Consider the following 17,590-nt stretch of genomic DNA (forward strand, 5'->3'; position numbering starts at 1 on the left):
GCGCATTCGCCATGACCGCCTGGGACCTGGCCTTCGACCCCTCCAGCTCGACCATCAAGCAAACCTGGATCTGGGAACACGCCGGCGGGTTCTTCGGCGTTCCCCTGGTCAACTACCTCGGCTGGACCTTCACCGTCTACTTGTTCATGCAGGTCTTCGCCCTCTTCCTGCATCGTGGTGGCCCCCTTTCGGCCTCCGAACCGGACGACACCACAGGCAGTGACTTACAGGCGGTACTGCCTTACGCGGCGACGACGATCTCGTTCTTCACCAAGTTCTTCACCGGCGAGAACACCACCGTCACCGACGCCGCCGGCAAGACCTGGCACACCGCCGACATCTACGAAACATCAGCGCTACTCACGGTTTACGGAATGCTGTTCATCGCTCTCCTGGCCCTGCTGCGCATCGCCCAGCGGCGCCACGACGGATCGGCCGCGGCGGGGTTGTGGAGATAGTCGCGGGCCTGGCGCGCGGCGCCTCTGGAGGAGAAGCCACCACGGCGAAGCCGTCGGCGCTTGCCGTTCCGACCATGCGGTAGCTCGAGACGGAAGTCTCGCCTGCGGCGATCGTGAAGCCGCCGTCCTGGTGGCGCTGAACTCGGTGTTCCAGGTGGTGATGTTCGGTGTGCTGGGCTGGTTCTACCTCTCTGTGCTCACGGGCCGACGGAAGGCACGTTCATCTACTACTCCGCGGCGAACGACCGTGTGAAGAGCCTGCTGTCGCAGGCGTTGTTCCACGCCGACCACATCGACCGCGACATCCCCGCCGAGCACGACTCGACGTCGACCATGGCCCACCATCCGACCGAGTCGGCGAGATCGTCGAACAGGTCACCGTCGGGCAGTCGACCGTCTCGGCCCACCTCAAAATCCTCACCCAGGCGCGCTTCGTGCTGCCCGAACGGCGCGGGACCGCCCGGCTCTACCGGGTCAACCAGCGCTGCATCAGCTGCTTCCCGTCCGCCGCCGACGTCGTCATGGGCCGCCCCGTGACGGCGTTCGACGCGGTCGCCGCCGACTGCGCAGGCTCGGTGAGCGAGGTGGCGTCATGACCGAAGTCGACCCCGCCGAGCAGATCGAGCAGGTGCGGCAGCGTTATGCCGCCGCAGCGCGGCGCGTGACCGCCGGGCAGGGAACCGGCCTCGCGGCCGGCCCTGACGAGGGCAGGCCGCGGCGCTGGGCATGGCAGGACGCGTCGACGAACTACTCGCGGCGAGCCCCGCGCCTGGACCTGACGAGGTGACCGCGGCGTTCTGGCAAGCCTGCCATGGAGGCCAGCGCCGCATGGCCGAGCACCTCCTGTCCCGGGGCGCAGACATCAACGGGATCCCCGACTACGCCCAGCACGCAGCGATCGACATCGCCGCCGAGCCGGACACGCGCCGCGCACTTCTGCGTGACTGGCTACACGACCAGGGTTGCCGCCCCGCCGCAGGCGAGCGCTGACGCGCGCCGATCGCACAGCAACCGGAGGTCTTGCTCGCAGCGCGGTCCGGAGCGGAGACTGGGTTCGTGGACAAGCAAGCCGTTCATGACGACCTGGACCGCGCGTACGCGACTTTTCGCCTGCTCCTCGACGGGGCGGGTGAGGCGGACCTGCGCCGGGCGTCGAACGGCACCCGCTGGACCAACCAGCAACTGCTGTTCCACATGCTGCTCGGCTACCTGATCATGCAGGCCCTGCTCAGGGTGGTCCGGCTGTTCGGGCGCCTCCCGTCAGGCGCCAGCCGCGCCTACGCCCGCCTGCTCAACGCCGCGACCCGCCCGTTCGACACCGTGAACTACGCCGGATCATGCCTCGGCGGAAAGATCCTGGGCGAGCGTCGAATGATAGTGATGTTCGGTCGCGCGGTCGCGATGCTGCATCGCCGGTTGGACACCGAGACCGACACCGACCTCGCACGGGGTATGCATTACCCCGACCGATGGGACCCGTTCTTCGGGGAATTCATGACCCTCGCCGACATCTACCGCTTCCCCACCCAGCATTTCGACTTCCACCGCCGCCAACTCACCCTGAGCGCCGCGAGCGAACCGGACGACACCTAGCCGGGCGTCAGGCCGGGCCGTCCGCGGGCATGTCGGGGCGGGCTCGGCGAAGTGCGTGCCGCAGCAGCGCGGGGTCGGGTGTTCCGGTGATTCCGGTGTCGGTCCGGTAGACGCGGCACGCCAACGCCGGTATCTGGCCGGGTTGGGCGAAGGGGTCCACGCCGTCGATCGTGATCGTCGGGGAGCCGGCGAAGCCGAGCTCCTCGGCCTGCTCCTGGCTGGTGACCACGACCGTGACCACTGGCGTTGTGGTGAGCCCGAGTTCATCCAGGGCGTGTCGCGCCAGGTTCGCGGCCGGTGTCTCGTTCGGGCAGTCCGGGACGACGAGTAGCCGAACCTCCATCGCGGGTGGCCTTTCTGTCTCGCTTTCGGCGTGTGGTCAGCAGCAGTCGTCCCCGCACCAGGCGTCGATGCCTTCGCGCACCGCGAGCGCGGCGATCCCCAGCCCGACGACCGGGTCGAGCCACCACCAGGCCAGCACCGTGTCGGCGAGCAGGCCGAGGCTGTGCCGCTGCCGGACAGCACAGCCTCCGGCCATGCGTAAGTCCGTCCTACGCCGGAGGTTGCTGCGATTGGGATTCGAGGCGGCGCTTCAGGTTCGCGACATTGGTCGGCATCTCCTTCTGCGCTTGACGGCGCACGATCAACGGGACCAGCACCTTGCCGATGCCGTGCCCCTCGAAATCGACCGCGATGGTCAACCGGGACCTGCGCTCGGCCAACGATGCAACCGTGAGATCGACCGTGGCGCGAATGGGCCCGTCGATACCGCGCACCCCCCACGTCCTCGGCGGATCGACGTGAGTGACCTCAGCGGTCACCGGCCGTTCCGCCCCGCCGATGCGCCGGGTGGTCACACACTTGGTGCCCACCTGCGGCGCGCCCTCCTGGTCCATACGACCGCCGACGACACCTGCTTGCCATTGGGAAAACCGGGTCGGGTCCGTGGCGTAGGCGAAAACCTCGGCGGCAGGCCGGTCAACGTCCACCGTGGCGATGATCGGCGACATGTCAACTCGCCTGCTCGAACAGGTCAGCGTAGCGAGCCAGGTACACCGGCCAGCCCTGGTCGCCGTCGACGCTCTCGCCGACCGACTGCCAGCCGGGACCGTGCCGATCGAGGTGACGGTGTTCGAGTTCGAGGCGAGTGCGGTTCGGGCCCTCGGGGACGAAGCGGACCTCGACCTCGCTGGTCAGTTCCGGGTCGGTCTCGACTTGCCACTGCGGGCCGATGTCCCAGCTGAACACCACGCGGTGCGGCGGTTCGTAGGCCAGGATGCGTGCCCAGCGGCACTCACTGCCGTCAGCCGCGCGGTCGTAGATGTGACCACCGACGCGCGGCTCGAACACCGTCTCGGCGATCGGTGCTCGGAGCAGGTTGTGCTCCGGTGGCTTGAAGTCGCCGAACCGTTCGGTGAACGTCGCGAAGGCCTGCGTGATCGCCGCGTCGACCACGACCTGCTTGCGGACCACCGTGGCCTCGGTTTCGGTCATGAACTCTCCTCCGTCGCTTCTTCGGCAACGTCCACATAGCCGGCCAGCGCCCGCTGCCAGAAGGTGTCGAGCTGATCACGCAACGCGGCCACCGCCGTCGGGTTGAGCCGGTAGATCCGCCGCGTGCCGGCCGCGTGCTCACTGACCAGGCCGGCGTTCTTGAGGACCTTCAGATGTTGGGAGACCGCGGATCTGGTGACCGGCAATTGCGCGGCGAGTTGTCCCACCGCCTGCGGCGCCTCGGCGAGGCGGCTGACGATGGCACGCCGTGTGCCGTCCGCCAGCGCGCTCCAGCCGTCTCCTGCTTGGTTAGTATCCACTAACGGTTAGTGTTCACTAATAGAGATGAGCGGTCAAGCCCCTGCGTGCCCCGCGGCACAGCGGGCTCGACCGTGAACCCGAACAGCGCCGCGGGCTCGCAGGATCGACTTCTGCGTTGATTCGTCAGTGGGCAACCACTCGGCCGATGAGTAAGGGCTCACATGTCCAGGGCGGCGCGTGCCATCGTGCCGTTTGCGGCGACCTCGGCGGCGACGGTGCGCTTGGTCGCCGCTCTGCGGTGCGGCATCTGATGGTCGACTTTCCTTGTGCCGCGTCGTGTCCCGGAGTAGACCTGATGCTAGGAGCGTCGACAGGCCAAGTCTGGACCAGGAGAGAAGGTCCAGGCTCCCGGCCGGAGTTCCAGCAGGAGCAGCACCGGGCACCCACGCGGAGTACGCCGCGATAAGGCTGTGCGCCGAGGGCCTGCCTCCGCACCCGATCCGCGGGTGCCGACGCCGAGGCCGATTGGCAAGGCGCACTGTGCACGCTTGGTAACCCGATCACCTCTGCGGTTCGGGTGTCGCCCCCGACAGAAAACGGGTGCGACACCCGACGCTATTCCCAGCCCAGTCAGCGAATTCGACTTCCACCACACCGCCAGTAGCGAGCGCGCACTGCGTCGACGGTGCAAACCTGTGCCGGGAGTGTGACCGGGCTGCCCGGCAACGTCCTACCGCCCACCAAGAGAGAACCGGCTGGTGGTGTCAGCGGCCAGTCGGGTTTCCCCTTGGACGGCCAGTTCGGCTCCCCGCTGGCGGCCAGTCGCACGGTCAGTGATCGCAGCAGGTTCGTCGGCCGGCGCGGCCGTGCCAGTCATGCCGCGAGATTGACCGTACCTCGACCGCCAGCACGGCGCGTTGAACGGCGCGGCGCGTGGCACGGGGATCCGTCAGTTGCCGCGGTCGTTGCGGCTCGGCATCGCTGTAAGAACCCGTTCTCGGCAACGGTGCCTGCGCGTCAGTCTCCTCCTGCCGCGAACGTCCTCTTCTGCCGAATTGAGCCCGTTCGTCTACCTGCGGGCCGACAAGGCTGGAGTTTCGTACTGCCGGGTTAGCCTGAGCGAATGATCGAGGTTCGTCATGCTGGCCCAGACGACGCGGACGCGATTGGTGAGATCCACTCCGCATCCTGGGAAGCCGCCTACGCCCGTTTCTTCGACCCGCAGTTCGCAACACGCGCCATCCAGGACCGGCGTACACGATGGCGCCAGAGGATCACTGAGGGGACCAGCATGATCCTGCTCGCGGCGCTCGATGGCAGGCCCCTGGCCCTGTCGAACTCACTGCCGTCTGCCGCCCGGCCGGGCTTTGCGGAGATTTACAGTTTCTACGGTCACCCTGATGGATGGGGCAGCGGCATAGCCGCCACATTGATGACCCAGACGCTGCGCCACCTGCGCGACGACGGGTACACCCACGCGCACCTGTGGACGTTGCGCGATACCCCGCAGTCCCGGCGTTTCTACCTCAAATCCGGTTTCACCGAATCCGGCGCCGTAGGCACCCATGACTTCGGTGACGGCAACCCCCTCAACCAGGTCGAATACGAGCGAGCCTGTTGAGGGTGGGCGGCGCGAGCCGACCACGTCGTAGTGGGACTGGCCAGCACCGGCTGCGCGACTTGTCGGACGGCCTGCCGGTCCAACGCATTGTCATTCCGCGAAGTGCACTCTTTTGCCGCCCGCTCATGCTGATGTGCGGATGTGCGGATGTGCGGATGTGCGGATGTGCGGATGTGCGGATGTGCTCGTGATGCTGAGGGATTGGTTGGTGGCTCGCGGGTCCTCCGATGATCTGTCCTATGCGCTGAGGCGTGTTCGAGCTGTATCGCCGACCTCGGACGGCATCCCGGCCCAAGCCGGGGCATGGGGCTCACATCTGGACGACGACCTTGCCCTTGGCGTGGCCCTGTTCCAGGTAGGCGAAGGCCTCGGCGATCCGCTCGAAGGGAAAGACCCGGTCGGTCACCGTTTTGAGCGTGCCCTTGTCGACCAGTTCGGCCAGCAGGTCGAGGTCCTCTCCGCTGGGGTGCATGAACCGGAACCGGTAGCCGACGCCGTGGCGCCGGGCCTGCCGTCGGATCCCGGCGCCGGCCACCCGCAGTGCGGCAGCCACCAGCGGGCCCGCGCCGAAGTCCGCGCGAGCGTTGGCCGGCTCGGGGAGTCCCGCGATGGAGACCGTGGTGGCTCCTCGCTTGAGGATGGCGAAGCTGTCCCGCAGGTCCTGCCCGCCGGTCAGGTCGAACGCGGCGTCGTAGTCGCTCAGGACGTCCTTGAACTTCTGCTCCCGGTAGTTGATAACCGTCGTGGCGCCGAGGGACCGCACCAGTTCCTCGCCGCGGGGTGACGCGGTAGTGGCCACCTCCGCGCCCATCCAGACGGCCAGTTGGACAGCGAGGGTGCCGACGCCCCCGGCTCCGCCGGAGATGAACACCCGCTCGCCCTTGGTGAGGGCCAGGTCGTCGCGCAGCGCCTGCAGGGCGGTCAGCCCGGCCAGCGGCAGCCCGGCCGCATCGGCGAAGTCCAGCGACTGCGGCATTCTCCCCACTATCGTTTCGTCGACGACGGCGTAGGTGGCGTAGGCGCCCAGCTTCTTCTTGTCCACCCTGGCGAACACGCGGTCTCCGACCGCGAAACGGGTGACACCGGCGCCGACCGCCTCGACCTCGCCGGCCAGCTCACTGCCCGCCACCCGGGGCAGGTCGAGGCGCTGCACCATCCGCATCGCGCCTTGGCGGACCTTGTAGTCGATCGGGTTCAGTCCCGCGGCCCGCACCCGGACGAGTACCTCGCCCTCGCCGGCAACCGGTTCTGGGACGTCCCGCAGTTCCATGGCGCGCGCGTCCCCGTACCGGGTCATCACGTATGCCTGCATGAGATCACCTGCTTTCAGTGCTTTGTTCGGCCGAGACTCGCGTGGACGGCGGCACGGACCCGGTCGGCGACGACTTCCGGCGCGGAAGCGTCGAGCTTGCCGTCGAGGTGCAGGAACGCGAGGCCGTGCACCAGGGCCCAGACGGCGGTGGACAGAGCCTCGAAGTCAGCACCCGGGCCCACTTCGATGCCCTGGTCGGGAAAGGCTCGCCGGACGAGGCCGTCGAGGTAGGCGGAGATGGCGGCGGTCGCGGCCGCCCTTTCGGCGTTGCCCGGGTCGCAGGGCTCCGAGAACATGGCCCGGAACATGGCCGGGTGCGCGAGCGCGAACTGCACATAGGCCACGGCGACGTCCGCGAGATCTTCAGGCGCCGCGGGCGCGGGATGCGCCGCGGCGAGGCGCTCCGCGAGCTCGCGGTACCCCAGCGCGGCGACTGCGGAGACCAACGCCTCCCGGTCCGGGAAATGCCGATACGGAGCGGTGGCCGACACGCCGGCCCGCCGGGCCACAGCCCGCACCGAAAGCCCGGCGCCGTCCTCTTCAAGCAGCTCGCGCGCCGCACGCAGACAGGCAGCACGCGCGTCGCCGTGGTGGTAGGGGCCGCTCGCCTTCCCCATGACACTCCTCTGAGGTGTGCACTGCTTACCTTGCCATCGTAGCCGCGATGTGAGCAGTGTGCACATCGACTCCTTGTCGAAGGGACGCATGGCCTCGCACGCGGCTATGGCTCGACCGAAGGACACATCTCGGGAGCCGCGCTGACCCTGAGGCGATCGCCGCCTAAGCCACGCACCACACACACCCGACACGAGAATTGCCATGAGCTTGCCGCACCCCAGCCCCTCCGGACGAGGCCAAGTGTTCGACAACCCGATCATGGGGGAACACGTCGTCGTCCTCACCGACCCCACCCCTCCACCCACCCCGACCGGGCACTGGTCACCGAGCTGACCGCCCGCTCTTCACGGCCGGAACGCTCACCGACCCCACGCTGCAGTCCCTTCTGGACGCCTACGGCGCTGTCGGGACGCGCAAGTACATCGCGATGATCGGCTGGTTCAGCATGCTCAGTCTGTTCCTCAACGGCACCCGGGTACCGATAGAGACCACGGACAAGATCGGGTCACGGACCTCGCCACTGGCATAACCCCGCCGGTCGCAAGGCAGAGCCCCGCATATCGTTACCGAGGCCCGCGCAAAGCGCACGCATGGACCGGCCGGAAAGCCACCGCCCTATTTGGCGCCGCAGGCCCTGGTTAACGACGGTGTGCGGTCAACAGCATCTGGGTACAGCGACCGCCGTGATCCGAACCCTTGTCCTGGGTCACGGCGGTTGACTGATCCAGGAATATCAGCGACTACAGTGGATTTACACGGTCCTTTATGGACCAAGCGGCGCGGATTCGCTCGGCGGCGGTGGCGGCTTGCCTGAGTCCGGCCTGGCGGGCCGGCTGCCAGGCCGCCCAGTTGCCCAGGTCGGGGCCGAAGGCCTGCTGCGCCCCTTGGTCGGGGTTGATCGTTACCACCGTGCCTGCGCCTGTCTTGGCGAGTTCCCGTTCGAGTGGCTCGCGGGGGAACAGGTGCGCCAGCGGTTCGACGAGGACCAGCACGTCGGCACCGGTGGCGACGTCGGCGTTGGTCCCGGACACGATGCCGCCGTCCATGTACCGTCGCCCGTTTACGGTGATCGGCGGGGAGACGCCCGGCAAGGCGCAGCTGGACGCTATCGCTGTCGGCAGTGGTGCGTCGCCGGCGCGGTCCCAGACCTTCAGTTCGCCGGTCTCGACGTCAACCGCCGTGATGAATAGTTGGCGGTCGGGCCATTCGCGTGCGGTGATCAGCGTGCTTATCCCGGCGATGTGCGCCTGTTCGGTGGTGGTCTCGGCGGCGAGCGCGAGCCGGCCGACCCGGCGCCGGGCGTCCGCGCGTTCCAGGCTGGCGTCGGCGAGGATGGCGAACGCCTCGGTCATGCGGCGGGGGTCCGCCTTGGGCGCGGAGCCGCCTTGATCGGCGGAGTGCGCAGGGGTGTACGAATCAAGATCTTGGCCCGTGGCGAGCTTCGTGCCGACGATCGAGCCCGCCGAGGTACCGACGATCACGTCGGCCTCGGCCAGGTCCACTCCTTCCTGGCGCAGCCCGCTGACAAGTCCGGTCATCCAAGCGGTGCCGACGACTCCTCCGCCGCCGAGGACCAGTGCCCGTGTTGTATTCATCGTGTTCAGCCTCTCCCTTTCGATTGTGGCTGCAGGTACTCGAAGACGGAGCCGTCAGGGTGGCGAGCCACGATCCTCGTGCCGTTGGGTACTTCGGTCGGTGCTTCCAGTACCTCGGCGCCTGCCTTGCTCAGGGCCTCGAGCACGGGGTCCAGAGAGTCGACGATGACGGTCGCCGTCTGGGACACGTACTTTTCCAGCGGGCCGGAGTACAGCAGAAATGGCCCTACCAATGCCAAGTTCAGATCGCGGTAGGGGAATCGCCTGACTTCGATGTCCCCGGCCAGTTCGCGATAGAGGGGAATGGCAGCATCAAGGCTTTCGACTTCGACGTTGGCGATCATCGCTTTGATATTGCTACTCACGCCACTTTTCCTTTCGTAGTTTCACGGTGGTCAGACCTGGACCTGTCCGCCGTCGACGAAGTGCTCGGCGCCGGTGATGAACGAACTTTCCGGCCCGGCGAGGAAAGCGGCCAGCGCCGCGACCTCCTCCGGACGGCCCATGCGTTGCAGTGGTAGTTGCGAGGACAGCACTGTGTGGAAGTCTTCGGCGCTCTGGCCGAGCCGAGCGGCCACGCGGTCGATCGCGGGTGTGGCGATAGGGCCGGGCGTGATGACGTTGACGCGCACGCCGCGCGGGGCCAGCTCCGCGGCCCACGTCCGGCCCAGACTGCGCACGGCTGCTTTGGACGCGGCGTAGACGCCCATTCTGTCGGTGCCTTGGTGGATGGTGGAGGACGCCAGCAGGATCACCGACGCGGGGTCGGCGAGCAGGGGCAGCGACTTCTGCACGGTCAGCAGGCTGCCTTTGGTGTTCACGCCGAAGACGTAGTCGAACTGCTCTTCGGTGACGTCCTGCAGGCGGGCTCCATCACCTAGTCCTGCGTTGGCCACGACAACGTCCAACTGCCGCCCATCGCCGCGGATGACCTCCATGACGCGGTCGAGGTCGGCGGCCTGCGAGACATCGCACGGCACTGCGACCGCGTCAGGGCCCATGTCCTTGGCCGCGGCTTCGAGTTCGTCCGTGCGCCGGCCGGTCAGGTAGACGCGGGCGCCGTCGTCGGCGAAGCGCTGGGCGATCGCCCGTCCGATGCCGCTGGAGGCACCGGTGACCAGGGCTGTTTTTCCGTTCATGGGGCCCATGGCGCCCATCCTTTCGGGACATTGGAGTCAGTGTTGCGGGTAGAAGGTGTTGATCTCGGCGAGGACTCGCTGCGGGGCTTCGCCGAGCCGCCAATGCCCGGTACCGAGGACGTCGGTGACGACGACTGTCTTGTCCCGCAGTGTGCCGGTCATGATCGCTCTGGTGACGCTGTTCTTTACTGGTTCGTCCAGAACCTAGCACATTCTGGACGAACCAGTAAAGAACAGCTACGATCGAGTGATGGCGAGACCACGGAGCTTCGACGAGGACGAGGTCCTGCGCGCTGCGGGGGACCTGTTCTGGTCGACTGGTTACGCGGCGACGCGCGTCGACGACATCGCCGCGGCCACCGGGCTGGGCAAGGGCAGCCTTTACGGCGCATTCGGTGACAAGCACCACCTGTTCCTGCGGGTCTTCGACGACTACTGCGTCGCCATCACCGAGGCCGTCCGCCGGGCGCTCGACGGGCCGGATGCGGGGGCCTACGAGCGGCTGCGCGCACATGTGCTGGCCGTGGCGGATGCCACCGCGGCGGATGCTCGGCTGCGCGGCTGCCTGCTGGCCAAGGGCACCGCCGAGTTGTCCTCGCAGGATCCGGCTGTCGTGGCACGGTCCCGTAAGACGCTCGACGATCTCGGCGATCTGATCGCGTCGTGCGTCGCGGCGGCGCAGCGGGCCGGCGACATCAGTCCGGAGCAGGACCCCGCCCGCCTTGGCGGGCTGGTGCTGGCGGTGCTTCGCGGGATCGAAGCACTGGGCAAAGGCGGGGGCAGTCCAGCCTCGCTACGCGCGATCGCGGAAACCGCGTTGGCCGTTCTGCCCCGGCCTTAAGACCCGAACCCGCCGCCGAAGCCGCAAACCGGTAGAGCCACGGTCAGCGCGAGCATCTTGTCCGACGGACACAGCGGTCATCGCCACCGCGTACCTCGAAGTGGTGACAGCCCGAGCCAAATATTGACAACTGACAACTTATAAATCTACGGTCGCAAGCATGTCGAGTCACCTGTCCCGGCGCGGGTTCCTGGCCGCCGGACTCAGCCTGGCCGCGGGCGCGGTAGTCCAGACTCCCGACCACGCCCGGACCCCGCTGCCCACAGCGCCGCCGGAAGGCGGCCTCACCTTTCCGTCGCCGGAGCTGACCTCTTACGTCGACGAGATGCCCGTGCCTCCAGTCCTCACCGGCGATCGGACGCTGGCCGTCGCCGCGTCGAGCCACCGGTTCCACCGTGACCTCGGGACCGCTCCCACCTGGTCCTACGGTGGCCAGGAGTATCTCGGACCGACGCTCGAGGCGCACACCGGGCAGCCGATCGCGCTGACCTTCGACCACTCCCTCGGCGCCCACCTGTTCGCCGCGGACGTCGATCCGAGCCTGGACGGGGCGTCCGAAGAGGACCGGACGAAACCGCGACTCTCGGTGCACCTGCACGGCGCGGTCACCCGCCCGGAGATGGACGGGCATCCCGAGGACACCTTCCTGCCCGGCAGCTCGATGGCCTACCGGCACGAGAACGGCCAGCAGGCGACGAACCTGTGGTACCACGACCACGCGATGGGCATCACCCGGCTGAATGTCGTCGCCGGCCTTGCCGGGATGTACTTCCTGCGCGACGAGTACGACACCGGCACCGCGGACAACACACTCGGCCTGCCCAGTGGCGAGTTCGAAGTCCCGTTGATCCTGGCCGACCGGCGGTTCCACGATGACGGGTCGCTGAACTTCCGCACCGTCCGCTACGTCCCCCAAGGACATTGGGAGGGCGGCATGATCGGCGACCGGATGACCGTGAACGGCATGGTGTCGCCGTATTTCCGGGTGGCCCGTGGCCGCTATCGGTGCCGGGTGCTCAACGCGTCCAACGTCCGCGGCTACCACCTGTCCTTCACCAACCGGATGTCGTTCTGGGTGGTCGCCAATGACGGCGGCCTGCTCGACACGGCAGTGCGCACCACGGCGGTGCGCGTGACGCCGGGGGAACGCATCGACCTCGTGGTGGACTTCTCCGGCCTCGATGCGGGTGAGACCGTCGAGCTGACCAATGACCAGGAAGAGGCGGTCAGCGTCCGGGCCGCGACCGGGGCCGAGGTGCTGCGCGACCTCGTGCGCTTCGTCGGCACCGGAGCGAGCGGGGACACCGGAAGCCTGCCCGCCCGCCTACGCGGAGGTGCCCGCCAACCGGCGGCGCTCCCCGCGGTACAGGCGCCCACGCGGACCCGGGTCGTCTCGCTCACGCAGTCCCCCGCGCAGACCTGGCCGCCGGTCAGCATGGGGCTGAACAACCTCTGTTACGGCCAGGATCCCATGGTGACGCCCAAACAGGGCACCACCGAACTGTGGGAGGTCGTCAACTCCTCGCTGGAGGACCATCCGATCCACCTGCACCTGGTGAACATGCGGATTCTCAACCGCCAGACCTTCGACGTCGCGAGCTACCTGCGCGCCTACCCACGCCCGGAGCAGGGCACCTTCTGGGCACCGTCCGCGGATCGTTTCCTGGTCGGCCAACCGCAGGCTCCGGCCGTGTGGGAGGCAGGCCCCAAGGACACGATCCGGTGCCCGCAGAACATGGTCACCCGCTTCGTCGTCCGTTTCCCGACCGCCGACGAACTCGGCTTTGATCCCGACGCGGTGTTCCGCGCACCGTCCGGTATGGACCTGCAGGGCTACGTCTGGCACTGCCACATCATCGACCACGAGGACCAATGCATGATGGCCCGCTATCGGTTGGTCAGCGCCTAGTCCCACCTGGAGAACGGAGCGACCCATGAGCACTGAGCAGACACCGGAAGCGCGGGCGTGGCCCACACAGCGCAGCAGGCAGTCGACGGTGGCGGCCCAGTTCGGCGCGGACCGCGCCGAACTGATGGCCTGGGCACTGACCACCGCCGACCCCCTCGCCGACGCCGTCGTCGAAGAAATCCACGAACACGGGCGAACCGTGAGGATCGCCCTCGCGACCGGTATCGAACACGGCATCGCGGCGCTCACCGACCCACCAGCAGCCGTCGCCGCGCTACTCACCCAAGCCGAGTCCATACCCGACTACGTCGACGACGCGCTACTCGACCAAGGACCACTGCCGCAGTACAGCATGCCCAACCCGGTACACGCGATCTCGCTCTCGGCCGGCGCACTGGTCCGAGTCTACCAGTCACCGTCGATCGCGACGGTGCTCGCGACCACCGGCCGCCTGATCGACGGCGCCCGCCGACGGATCGACGAGACCGGCAAATGGGTCCGCACCGCCACGCTGCCCGGCGCCATGCGCCTCGGCGCGCCCGGCTACGTCCAGACACTCCAAGTCCGGATGCTGCACGCCCACATGCGACGCCTCGCCCGGACCCGCGGCTACGACGAGGCCGCGTTCGGCGCGCCGATCAACCAGGTCGACCTCGCCCGCACCTGGATGGACTTCACCGTGACCTCCTACCGCGCCGAAGCGCTGATGGGCTTCGACCTCAACGGCAGCGAACAACACTCCCTCTACCGCTACTGGTGGTACGTCGGCCACGTCCTGGGCATCGACCCGCGCCTGATCGAAGGGATCGCCGGCAACGACGAGGCGAAGCGGGTCGACGACCTCCTCGAGACGGTGACGGGCCCGCTGATCCCGGAGTCCGGTGTCCTCGCGAAGGCCACCATCGAGTCCGTCGTCGACGTCCTCCACGAAGTGCTCTCCATCCCGCCACGCATGGGCCTGCACGCGATGTACGCGCTGACCCGCCGGTTCCATGGGAACTCGCTGTGCGACGAACTCGGCCTGCCGTCGGCCGGCCCGGCCGACGGCGTGCTCTCCGCGGCCATCCGGGTAGTCCAAGCCCGTCGCACCAAGCTGCGGCAAAACCCGGACGCCTGGCGGCGCGACCAGCTCAAGCAGATAGCGGACGCTCGCGCCATCGACGCCGACCCGAGCGAGCCCACGGGCTACCAGCAGGAAGCCGCCGTCGAAGCCTGACCGGAAAGGACAGCCATGCGGATCGTGCAGACCGGCGCGGAGACCGTGATCGGGCGGACCCCCGGCGAGGTCTACGAATTCGTCACCACCCCGGCCAACTGGGTCGGCACCCACCCGGTGACCGCGGCGGTCGAAGGCGCGACGCAGACGCCCGCGACGGCCGGTGCCCGCTGGGTCGAGCTCATCCGCCCGCCCGGCGACACGGCGGGCTTCCGGACGCAGTGGCTGGCCACCCTCGCCGCGGCCGGCCACACCTGGGTGATCGAGACCGACCGCCTGCAGACAGCCGGGGTCCGCTGCCAGATCGTGTACACCTTCACCGACCATCCACAAGGGACATACTTCCGCCGGGACATGTCCGTCCTCGTCGACGACGCCGCCGACGTCGACGAATCCCTGTTCACCAACCTGGCCGACGGATCAGCCCACGACGGCTACCTACGCGCGGTCAAAACGGCCCTTGAGCGGTGAACCGGGCCCGCCGAACGCGTCGGTAGGATCGCGGACATGACCGAGGCGGAGCCGAGACGGCGGGGAAGGCCGAAGAATGGAACCGCACCGGCGTCCGACGACCGTGTGCTCGCCGAGGCGCTCCACGCCTTCGCAGTCCACGGTTACCAAGGGGTCTCGGTCCGGGACCTCAACCGCACGCTGGGCGTGAGCCATAACCTGCTGCACCAACGATTCGGGTCGAAGGACGGCATCTGGCGCGCCGCGGTCGACTGGGGCTTCGGCGGCCTGGTGGCCGAGCTCGCCCAAGCCGACGACACCGCCGCGGATCCCGAGGTCCGGCTGCGGACCATGGTCAGCACGTTCGTGTGCTTCTCGGCGCGCAACCCGGACCTCCAGCGGGTGATCAACAGCGAGGCGGGACAACAGAGCGATCGGCTCGACCACCTCCTCGAGACGTTTGTCCTCCCGGTGCTGACTGCCTTCGCCCCGCTGTACGGCGAACTGATCGAGTCGGGCCAACTCCGCGAAGTCCCCGCCAACACCCTGTACTACCTGATCACCGCCGGCGGCGGGGCGATGTTCAGCCAGGAGGGCATGACCCGGCGGCTCTTCGGCGACGCGCCCTTCGAGCCCGCCGCGATCGAGCGGCACGCCGAAGCCGTCGCCGACCTCATCATCGAAGGACTCCGGAAACCCGCAACCGCTCCAGAACGGTGATCCGAGAGTGCATGGTCGATCAGCCGCCGCCGGCGACCAGGCAGGCCAGTCAGTCACCGGAGTGCGGCTGGTCAACGACCAGAACACGCAAGCAGGTCGCCGTACAGCTTCAGCACAGACCGCCCACAAGAAGCTCACACGAACGGTCAGCACTCTCGAAATAGTTGCCTACCTGGTAGGTAGGCAACCAGCCATGCCAATGAGAGGAAAGCCGTCATGAACGACTACGAACCGGCCGGCCACCCGACGACCACGGCCGACGGAGAACGCCGAACGCGCGCGCGACGATGGCACTCGAGTAAGAAGAGCGCGTGGATCGTGGCCGCCGGACTAACGGTCGCCATCGTCGGAATCGCCGGTGCCGGCACAGCCTCCGCGGCAGATCTCTCGCCGTCCACGTCGGCCGCGGCCACACCCGTCGGCGGCGGACCGGTGGCCGCGCCGGCGGACGGCGGCGCGACCGGCATCGTCGACTCCAAGTCCGCGTCGAGCTTCACCTTCGCGACGGCGACGGGGGTGGAGGTGACTGTCAACGAGAATTCCGCCACGACATACCGGGTGGGCGTACTCCCGGTCCCGGCGAGTGTCGTGCAGAAGGGTGAAAGCGTCCTCGCCCTGGGGCTCGTCAACACCTCGACGATCACCGCGTCGCAGGTCACCGTCCAGCCCTTTGGCGATGGCGGAGTTGCGGCAGCCCAGGCGGCCGGGGTGATCCCGTTCCAGCAGGGAGTGCCTTCGCCCACGCAGTCGGTCGGTCAGATCCCGACGGACTACACCGAAGGAGACGGCACGATCGTCAGTGGCGCAGTGGCCGACAAGGCGACAGCCGCCTCGCAAGCCGTCGTCCCCGGCGGCATCGTCGACCGCGTCGTCCTGCTCAGCGATGGCGACTACGAGGTCCACAACATCAGCATCAACTGGCCGCACCACGTCTTCCTCAACAAGGACTTCAAGGTCCTCGGCTACGAATAGCCGGCTCGGGGTGCCCTGGCGGCGTGCTGCCAGGGCACCCCGCCTTCGGTGAAGGCCTCATGACACAGGTCACAAATGAACCAAATGACGAATCTGGTCATTACGGCTAAAGTGAAGGCATGCTCGTACTGGCTGAACAGGACTCCGGCAAAGCCGCGCGGATTCTCGCCGCTGCCAAGGAGTTGGTGCTCAAACGCGGGGTCAAGGGGGTGACCGTCGCCGAGATCGCGGAGAGGGCGCACGTCGCCAAGGGAACCGTGTATCTGCACTGGGCCACCAAGGAGGACCTGCTGGTCGGGTTGTTCGCCAGGGACTTCCTGACCGCCGTGGACGACATGTACAACGCGCTGACCGCCGACCCGGACCTCGGCCGCCCGCACCGGCTGTGCCCCAGCCTTGTCGGGATGGGCCGCGACTACCCGTTCGTCCGTGCCATCCAGGTCGGCGACGCCGACCTGCTGGGGGTGCTGACCCAGCACCCCCGCACTACGGAGCTGGTCGACAGGCTGGGCCTGGCCGCGCTGATGTACCTGGTCCTGCCGGTGTGGCGCGAGTACGGGCTCGCCAGGACCGACTGGGCCCTCGACGATCAGGCCTACGCGATGCAATCGCTCATGACCGGCTTCTCCGCGGCCGCCAACCACACCCACATCCTGCCCACCGTCACCGTCGCCGCGCCCGACCAGGTCATCGCCGCAGCGGTGACCGCACTGCTGGGACCCGAGCAGGCGAGCCCGGCCGACCTCCGCGCGGCCGTCGACGAAGGTCTGCGGCTCCTGCGTGAGCAGCGGGACCTCGTGCTCGCCTCGATCGCCAAAGAGGAGTAACGGGAGGACAGTCCCGGTCCACCACTCGGTTTCCTTCGCACCTCGTAACGCCCAGTCCCGCAGGAGAACCGGAGTCGTCACATGCCTGCCCTTCCCCGTTCAAGCCGGACGTTGCGGGCGCTCACCGCCGTCATCTTCCTCGGCCTGCTCGTCTCGGCGTTCGTCCCCGGCATCAGGTTGCCGGTGATCGTGGCGCAGGTCGTGTTCGTGCTCTGGCACGGCGCGCGACGCTACGGCCGGCCCGCGATCGCCGTGTTCGTCGTGGCGGGCCTGGTGATCAGCAACATCCTGGAGAACCTCAGCATCGGGACCGGCTTCCCGTTCGGGCACTACCACTACACCAGTGGCGGCAAGATCTTCCAGGTGCCGTGGTTCATCGGCCCGGCCTACCTGGCCACCGGCTACCTCGCCTGGATCGTGGCCACCGTCCTGCTCGACGACGTCCGCCGCAACTCGACCTGGCTGACCACCATCGGCACCCCCGTCATCGGCGCATTCGCCATGACCGCCTGGGACCTGGCCTTCGACCCCTCCAGCTCGACCATCAAGCAAACCTGGATCTGG

The 17,590-nt window shown here is 68.0% G+C and carries 26 protein-coding genes and 1 pseudogene; 15 read left to right on the forward strand and 12 right to left on the reverse strand.

Translation table 11 applies throughout. From position 1 onward, the window contains the following. Positions 1-458 (forward strand): carotenoid biosynthesis protein (locus JWQ81_RS32780; RefSeq protein ID WP_297547664.1); only part of this gene is annotated, 458 nt, incomplete at its 5' end. A gap of 97 nt (positions 459-555) precedes the next feature. Next, positions 556-663, forward strand: a pseudogene (locus JWQ81_RS32785) (arsenical-resistance protein); the annotation flags it as partial. Positions 664-685: 22 nt separating this feature from the next. Here the strand turns inward: JWQ81_RS32785 and JWQ81_RS32790 are convergent. Beyond that, positions 686-865 (reverse strand): hypothetical protein, encoded by a 180-nt coding sequence (locus tag JWQ81_RS32790; protein ID WP_297547689.1) that lies wholly within the window; start codon positions 863-865, stop codon positions 686-688. On the opposite strand from JWQ81_RS32790, the gene JWQ81_RS32795 reads away from it, so the two are divergent. The 4 genes from JWQ81_RS32795 to JWQ81_RS32810 all read left to right on the forward strand — a co-directional run bounded on the left by JWQ81_RS32795 (position 821) and on the right by JWQ81_RS32810 (position 2,051). Then, complete coding sequence (locus JWQ81_RS32795; RefSeq protein ID WP_297547688.1) at positions 821-1,054, forward strand: hypothetical protein; 234 nt, start codon at positions 821-823, stop codon at positions 1,052-1,054. The two genes, JWQ81_RS32790 and JWQ81_RS32795, sit on opposite strands and share 45 nt — an antisense overlap. Further along, positions 1,051-1,245: a hypothetical protein gene (locus JWQ81_RS32800; protein WP_297547665.1), complete on the forward strand. Its 195-nt coding sequence runs from the start codon at positions 1,051-1,053 to the stop codon at positions 1,243-1,245. The genes JWQ81_RS32795 and JWQ81_RS32800 overlap by 4 nt, the downstream gene beginning before the upstream one ends. Before the next feature lie 41 nt (positions 1,246-1,286). Then, positions 1,287-1,448: a hypothetical protein gene (locus JWQ81_RS32805; protein ID WP_297547666.1), complete on the forward strand. Its 162-nt coding sequence runs from the start codon at positions 1,287-1,289 to the stop codon at positions 1,446-1,448. A gap of 66 nt (positions 1,449-1,514) precedes the next feature. Then, positions 1,515-2,051, forward strand: coding sequence for a DinB family protein (locus JWQ81_RS32810; RefSeq protein ID WP_297547667.1), 537 nt, complete (start codon positions 1,515-1,517; stop codon positions 2,049-2,051). Between the two features lie 7 nt (positions 2,052-2,058). On the opposite strand, the gene JWQ81_RS32815 is transcribed toward JWQ81_RS32810, so the two are convergent. The 5 genes from JWQ81_RS32815 to JWQ81_RS32835 are packed head-to-tail and all read right to left on the reverse strand — an operon-like array spanning position 2,059 to position 3,865. Then, on the reverse strand, positions 2,059-2,394 hold the full coding sequence (locus JWQ81_RS32815) for a hypothetical protein (protein ID WP_297547668.1): 336 nt from the start codon (positions 2,392-2,394) through the stop codon (positions 2,059-2,061). Positions 2,395-2,430: 36 nt separating this feature from the next. Beyond that, positions 2,431-2,589, reverse strand: a complete 159-nt coding sequence (locus tag JWQ81_RS32820; RefSeq protein WP_297547669.1) for a hypothetical protein — start codon at positions 2,587-2,589, stop codon at positions 2,431-2,433. 13 nt (positions 2,590-2,602) lie between these two features. Beyond that, on the reverse strand, positions 2,603-3,061 hold the full coding sequence (locus JWQ81_RS32825) for an SRPBCC family protein (protein WP_297547670.1): 459 nt from the start codon (positions 3,059-3,061) through the stop codon (positions 2,603-2,605). A gap of 1 nt (position 3,062) precedes the next feature. Further along, positions 3,063-3,545, reverse strand: coding sequence for an SRPBCC family protein (locus tag JWQ81_RS32830; RefSeq protein ID WP_297547671.1), 483 nt, complete (start codon positions 3,543-3,545; stop codon positions 3,063-3,065). Continuing rightward, positions 3,542-3,865, reverse strand: coding sequence for a metalloregulator ArsR/SmtB family transcription factor (locus tag JWQ81_RS32835; RefSeq protein ID WP_297547672.1), 324 nt, complete (start codon positions 3,863-3,865; stop codon positions 3,542-3,544). Before JWQ81_RS32835 ends, JWQ81_RS32830 begins: the two co-directional genes overlap by 4 nt. Before the next feature lie 1,064 nt (positions 3,866-4,929). Between JWQ81_RS32835 and JWQ81_RS32840 the strand changes: the two genes are divergently transcribed. Continuing rightward, complete coding sequence (locus tag JWQ81_RS32840) at positions 4,930-5,427, forward strand: GNAT family N-acetyltransferase (RefSeq protein ID WP_297547673.1); 498 nt, start codon at positions 4,930-4,932, stop codon at positions 5,425-5,427. Positions 5,428-5,737: 310 nt separating this feature from the next. Here JWQ81_RS32840 and JWQ81_RS32845 read toward each other — a convergent pair whose 3' ends face one another. The 6 genes from JWQ81_RS32845 to JWQ81_RS32870 all read right to left on the reverse strand — a co-directional run bounded on the left by JWQ81_RS32845 (position 5,738) and on the right by JWQ81_RS32870 (position 10,253). After that, entirely contained in the window at positions 5,738-6,739 is a 1,002-nt protein-coding gene (locus JWQ81_RS32845; RefSeq protein ID WP_297547674.1) for an NADP-dependent oxidoreductase, read from the reverse strand. Between the two features lie 14 nt (positions 6,740-6,753). Beyond that, on the reverse strand, positions 6,754-7,356 hold the full coding sequence (locus JWQ81_RS32850) for a TetR/AcrR family transcriptional regulator (protein ID WP_297547675.1): 603 nt from the start codon (positions 7,354-7,356) through the stop codon (positions 6,754-6,756). 741 nt (positions 7,357-8,097) lie between these two features. Continuing rightward, positions 8,098-8,952 (reverse strand): patatin-like phospholipase family protein, encoded by an 855-nt coding sequence (locus JWQ81_RS32855; RefSeq protein WP_297547676.1) that lies wholly within the window; start codon positions 8,950-8,952, stop codon positions 8,098-8,100. Positions 8,953-8,957: 5 nt separating this feature from the next. Continuing rightward, positions 8,958-9,317 carry a hypothetical protein gene (locus JWQ81_RS32860; protein WP_297547677.1) on the reverse strand — a complete coding sequence of 120 codons (360 nt, stop codon included), beginning with the start codon at positions 9,315-9,317 and terminating at the stop codon, positions 8,958-8,960. A 30-nt stretch (positions 9,318-9,347) separates the two neighbouring features. Further along, positions 9,348-10,091 carry an SDR family oxidoreductase gene (locus JWQ81_RS32865; RefSeq protein WP_297547678.1) on the reverse strand — a complete coding sequence of 248 codons (744 nt, stop codon included), beginning with the start codon at positions 10,089-10,091 and terminating at the stop codon, positions 9,348-9,350. A gap of 36 nt (positions 10,092-10,127) precedes the next feature. Continuing rightward, positions 10,128-10,253 (reverse strand): hypothetical protein, encoded by a 126-nt coding sequence (locus tag JWQ81_RS32870; protein ID WP_297547679.1) that lies wholly within the window; start codon positions 10,251-10,253, stop codon positions 10,128-10,130. Between the two features lie 88 nt (positions 10,254-10,341). Between JWQ81_RS32870 and JWQ81_RS32875 the strand changes: the two genes are divergently transcribed. From JWQ81_RS32875 to JWQ81_RS32910, 8 genes are all read left to right on the forward strand, one after another. Further along, positions 10,342-10,932 carry a TetR/AcrR family transcriptional regulator gene (locus JWQ81_RS32875; RefSeq protein ID WP_297547680.1) on the forward strand — a complete coding sequence of 197 codons (591 nt, stop codon included), beginning with the start codon at positions 10,342-10,344 and terminating at the stop codon, positions 10,930-10,932. 160 nt (positions 10,933-11,092) lie between these two features. After that, the gene (locus tag JWQ81_RS32880) at positions 11,093-12,841 is read left to right on the forward strand and encodes a multicopper oxidase family protein (RefSeq protein WP_297547681.1); all 1,749 of its coding nucleotides are present in this window, start codon (positions 11,093-11,095) and stop codon (positions 12,839-12,841) included. A gap of 25 nt (positions 12,842-12,866) precedes the next feature. Beyond that, complete coding sequence (locus tag JWQ81_RS32885) at positions 12,867-14,057, forward strand: oxygenase MpaB family protein (RefSeq protein WP_297547682.1); 1,191 nt, start codon at positions 12,867-12,869, stop codon at positions 14,055-14,057. A 15-nt stretch (positions 14,058-14,072) separates the two neighbouring features. Next, entirely contained in the window at positions 14,073-14,528 is a 456-nt protein-coding gene (locus JWQ81_RS32890; RefSeq protein ID WP_297547683.1) for a hypothetical protein, read from the forward strand. A 36-nt stretch (positions 14,529-14,564) separates the two neighbouring features. Next, positions 14,565-15,227 (forward strand): TetR/AcrR family transcriptional regulator, encoded by a 663-nt coding sequence (locus JWQ81_RS32895; RefSeq protein WP_297547684.1) that lies wholly within the window; start codon positions 14,565-14,567, stop codon positions 15,225-15,227. 216 nt (positions 15,228-15,443) lie between these two features. Continuing rightward, the gene (locus JWQ81_RS32900) at positions 15,444-16,199 is read left to right on the forward strand and encodes a hypothetical protein (protein ID WP_297547685.1); all 756 of its coding nucleotides are present in this window, start codon (positions 15,444-15,446) and stop codon (positions 16,197-16,199) included. A 119-nt stretch (positions 16,200-16,318) separates the two neighbouring features. Continuing rightward, positions 16,319-17,026, forward strand: a complete 708-nt coding sequence (locus JWQ81_RS32905; RefSeq protein WP_297547686.1) for a helix-turn-helix domain-containing protein — start codon at positions 16,319-16,321, stop codon at positions 17,024-17,026. Between the two features lie 81 nt (positions 17,027-17,107). Continuing rightward, on the forward strand, positions 17,108-17,590 hold a 483-nt coding region (locus JWQ81_RS32910; protein ID WP_297547687.1), incomplete at its 3' end, for a carotenoid biosynthesis protein.

The organism is Amycolatopsis sp., assembly GCF_025464955.1.
Taxonomy (GTDB): Bacteria; Actinomycetota; Actinomycetes; order Mycobacteriales; family Pseudonocardiaceae; genus Amycolatopsis.

Bases quoted from the DNA above. Each gene is read 5' to 3' on its own strand.
- JWQ81_RS32885 (WP_297547682.1), top strand. From the start codon at position 12,867: ATGAGCACTGAGCAGACACCGGAAGCGCGGGCGTGGCCCACACAGCGC.
- JWQ81_RS32900 (WP_297547685.1), top strand. From the start codon at position 15,444: ATGAACGACTACGAACCGGCCGGCCACCCGACGACCACGGCCGACGGA.
- JWQ81_RS32820 (WP_297547669.1), bottom strand. From the start codon at position 2,589: ATGGCCGGAGGCTGTGCTGTCCGGCAGCGGCACAGCCTCGGCCTGCTC.
- JWQ81_RS32865 (WP_297547678.1), bottom strand. From the start codon at position 10,091: ATGAACGGAAAAACAGCCCTGGTCACCGGTGCCTCCAGCGGCATCGGA.
- JWQ81_RS32855 (WP_297547676.1), bottom strand. From the start codon at position 8,952: ATGAATACAACACGGGCACTGGTCCTCGGCGGCGGAGGAGTCGTCGGC.
- JWQ81_RS32905 (WP_297547686.1), top strand. From the start codon at position 16,319: ATGCTCGTACTGGCTGAACAGGACTCCGGCAAAGCCGCGCGGATTCTC.
- JWQ81_RS32850 (WP_297547675.1), bottom strand. From the start codon at position 7,356: ATGGGGAAGGCGAGCGGCCCCTACCACCACGGCGACGCGCGTGCTGCC.
- JWQ81_RS32800 (WP_297547665.1), top strand. From the start codon at position 1,051: ATGACCGAAGTCGACCCCGCCGAGCAGATCGAGCAGGTGCGGCAGCGT.
- JWQ81_RS32840 (WP_297547673.1), top strand. From the start codon at position 4,930: ATGATCGAGGTTCGTCATGCTGGCCCAGACGACGCGGACGCGATTGGT.
- JWQ81_RS32870 (WP_297547679.1), bottom strand. From the start codon at position 10,253: ATGACCGGCACACTGCGGGACAAGACAGTCGTCGTCACCGACGTCCTC.
- JWQ81_RS32805 (WP_297547666.1), top strand. From the start codon at position 1,287: ATGGCCGAGCACCTCCTGTCCCGGGGCGCAGACATCAACGGGATCCCC.
- JWQ81_RS32825 (WP_297547670.1), bottom strand. From the start codon at position 3,061: ATGTCGCCGATCATCGCCACGGTGGACGTTGACCGGCCTGCCGCCGAG.
- JWQ81_RS32880 (WP_297547681.1), top strand. From the start codon at position 11,093: ATGTCGAGTCACCTGTCCCGGCGCGGGTTCCTGGCCGCCGGACTCAGC.
- JWQ81_RS32890 (WP_297547683.1), top strand. From the start codon at position 14,073: ATGCGGATCGTGCAGACCGGCGCGGAGACCGTGATCGGGCGGACCCCC.
- JWQ81_RS32875 (WP_297547680.1), top strand. From the start codon at position 10,342: ATGGCGAGACCACGGAGCTTCGACGAGGACGAGGTCCTGCGCGCTGCG.
- JWQ81_RS32895 (WP_297547684.1), top strand. From the start codon at position 14,565: ATGACCGAGGCGGAGCCGAGACGGCGGGGAAGGCCGAAGAATGGAACC.
- JWQ81_RS32815 (WP_297547668.1), bottom strand. From the start codon at position 2,394: ATGGAGGTTCGGCTACTCGTCGTCCCGGACTGCCCGAACGAGACACCG.
- JWQ81_RS32845 (WP_297547674.1), bottom strand. From the start codon at position 6,739: ATGCAGGCATACGTGATGACCCGGTACGGGGACGCGCGCGCCATGGAA.
- JWQ81_RS32830 (WP_297547671.1), bottom strand. From the start codon at position 3,545: ATGACCGAAACCGAGGCCACGGTGGTCCGCAAGCAGGTCGTGGTCGAC.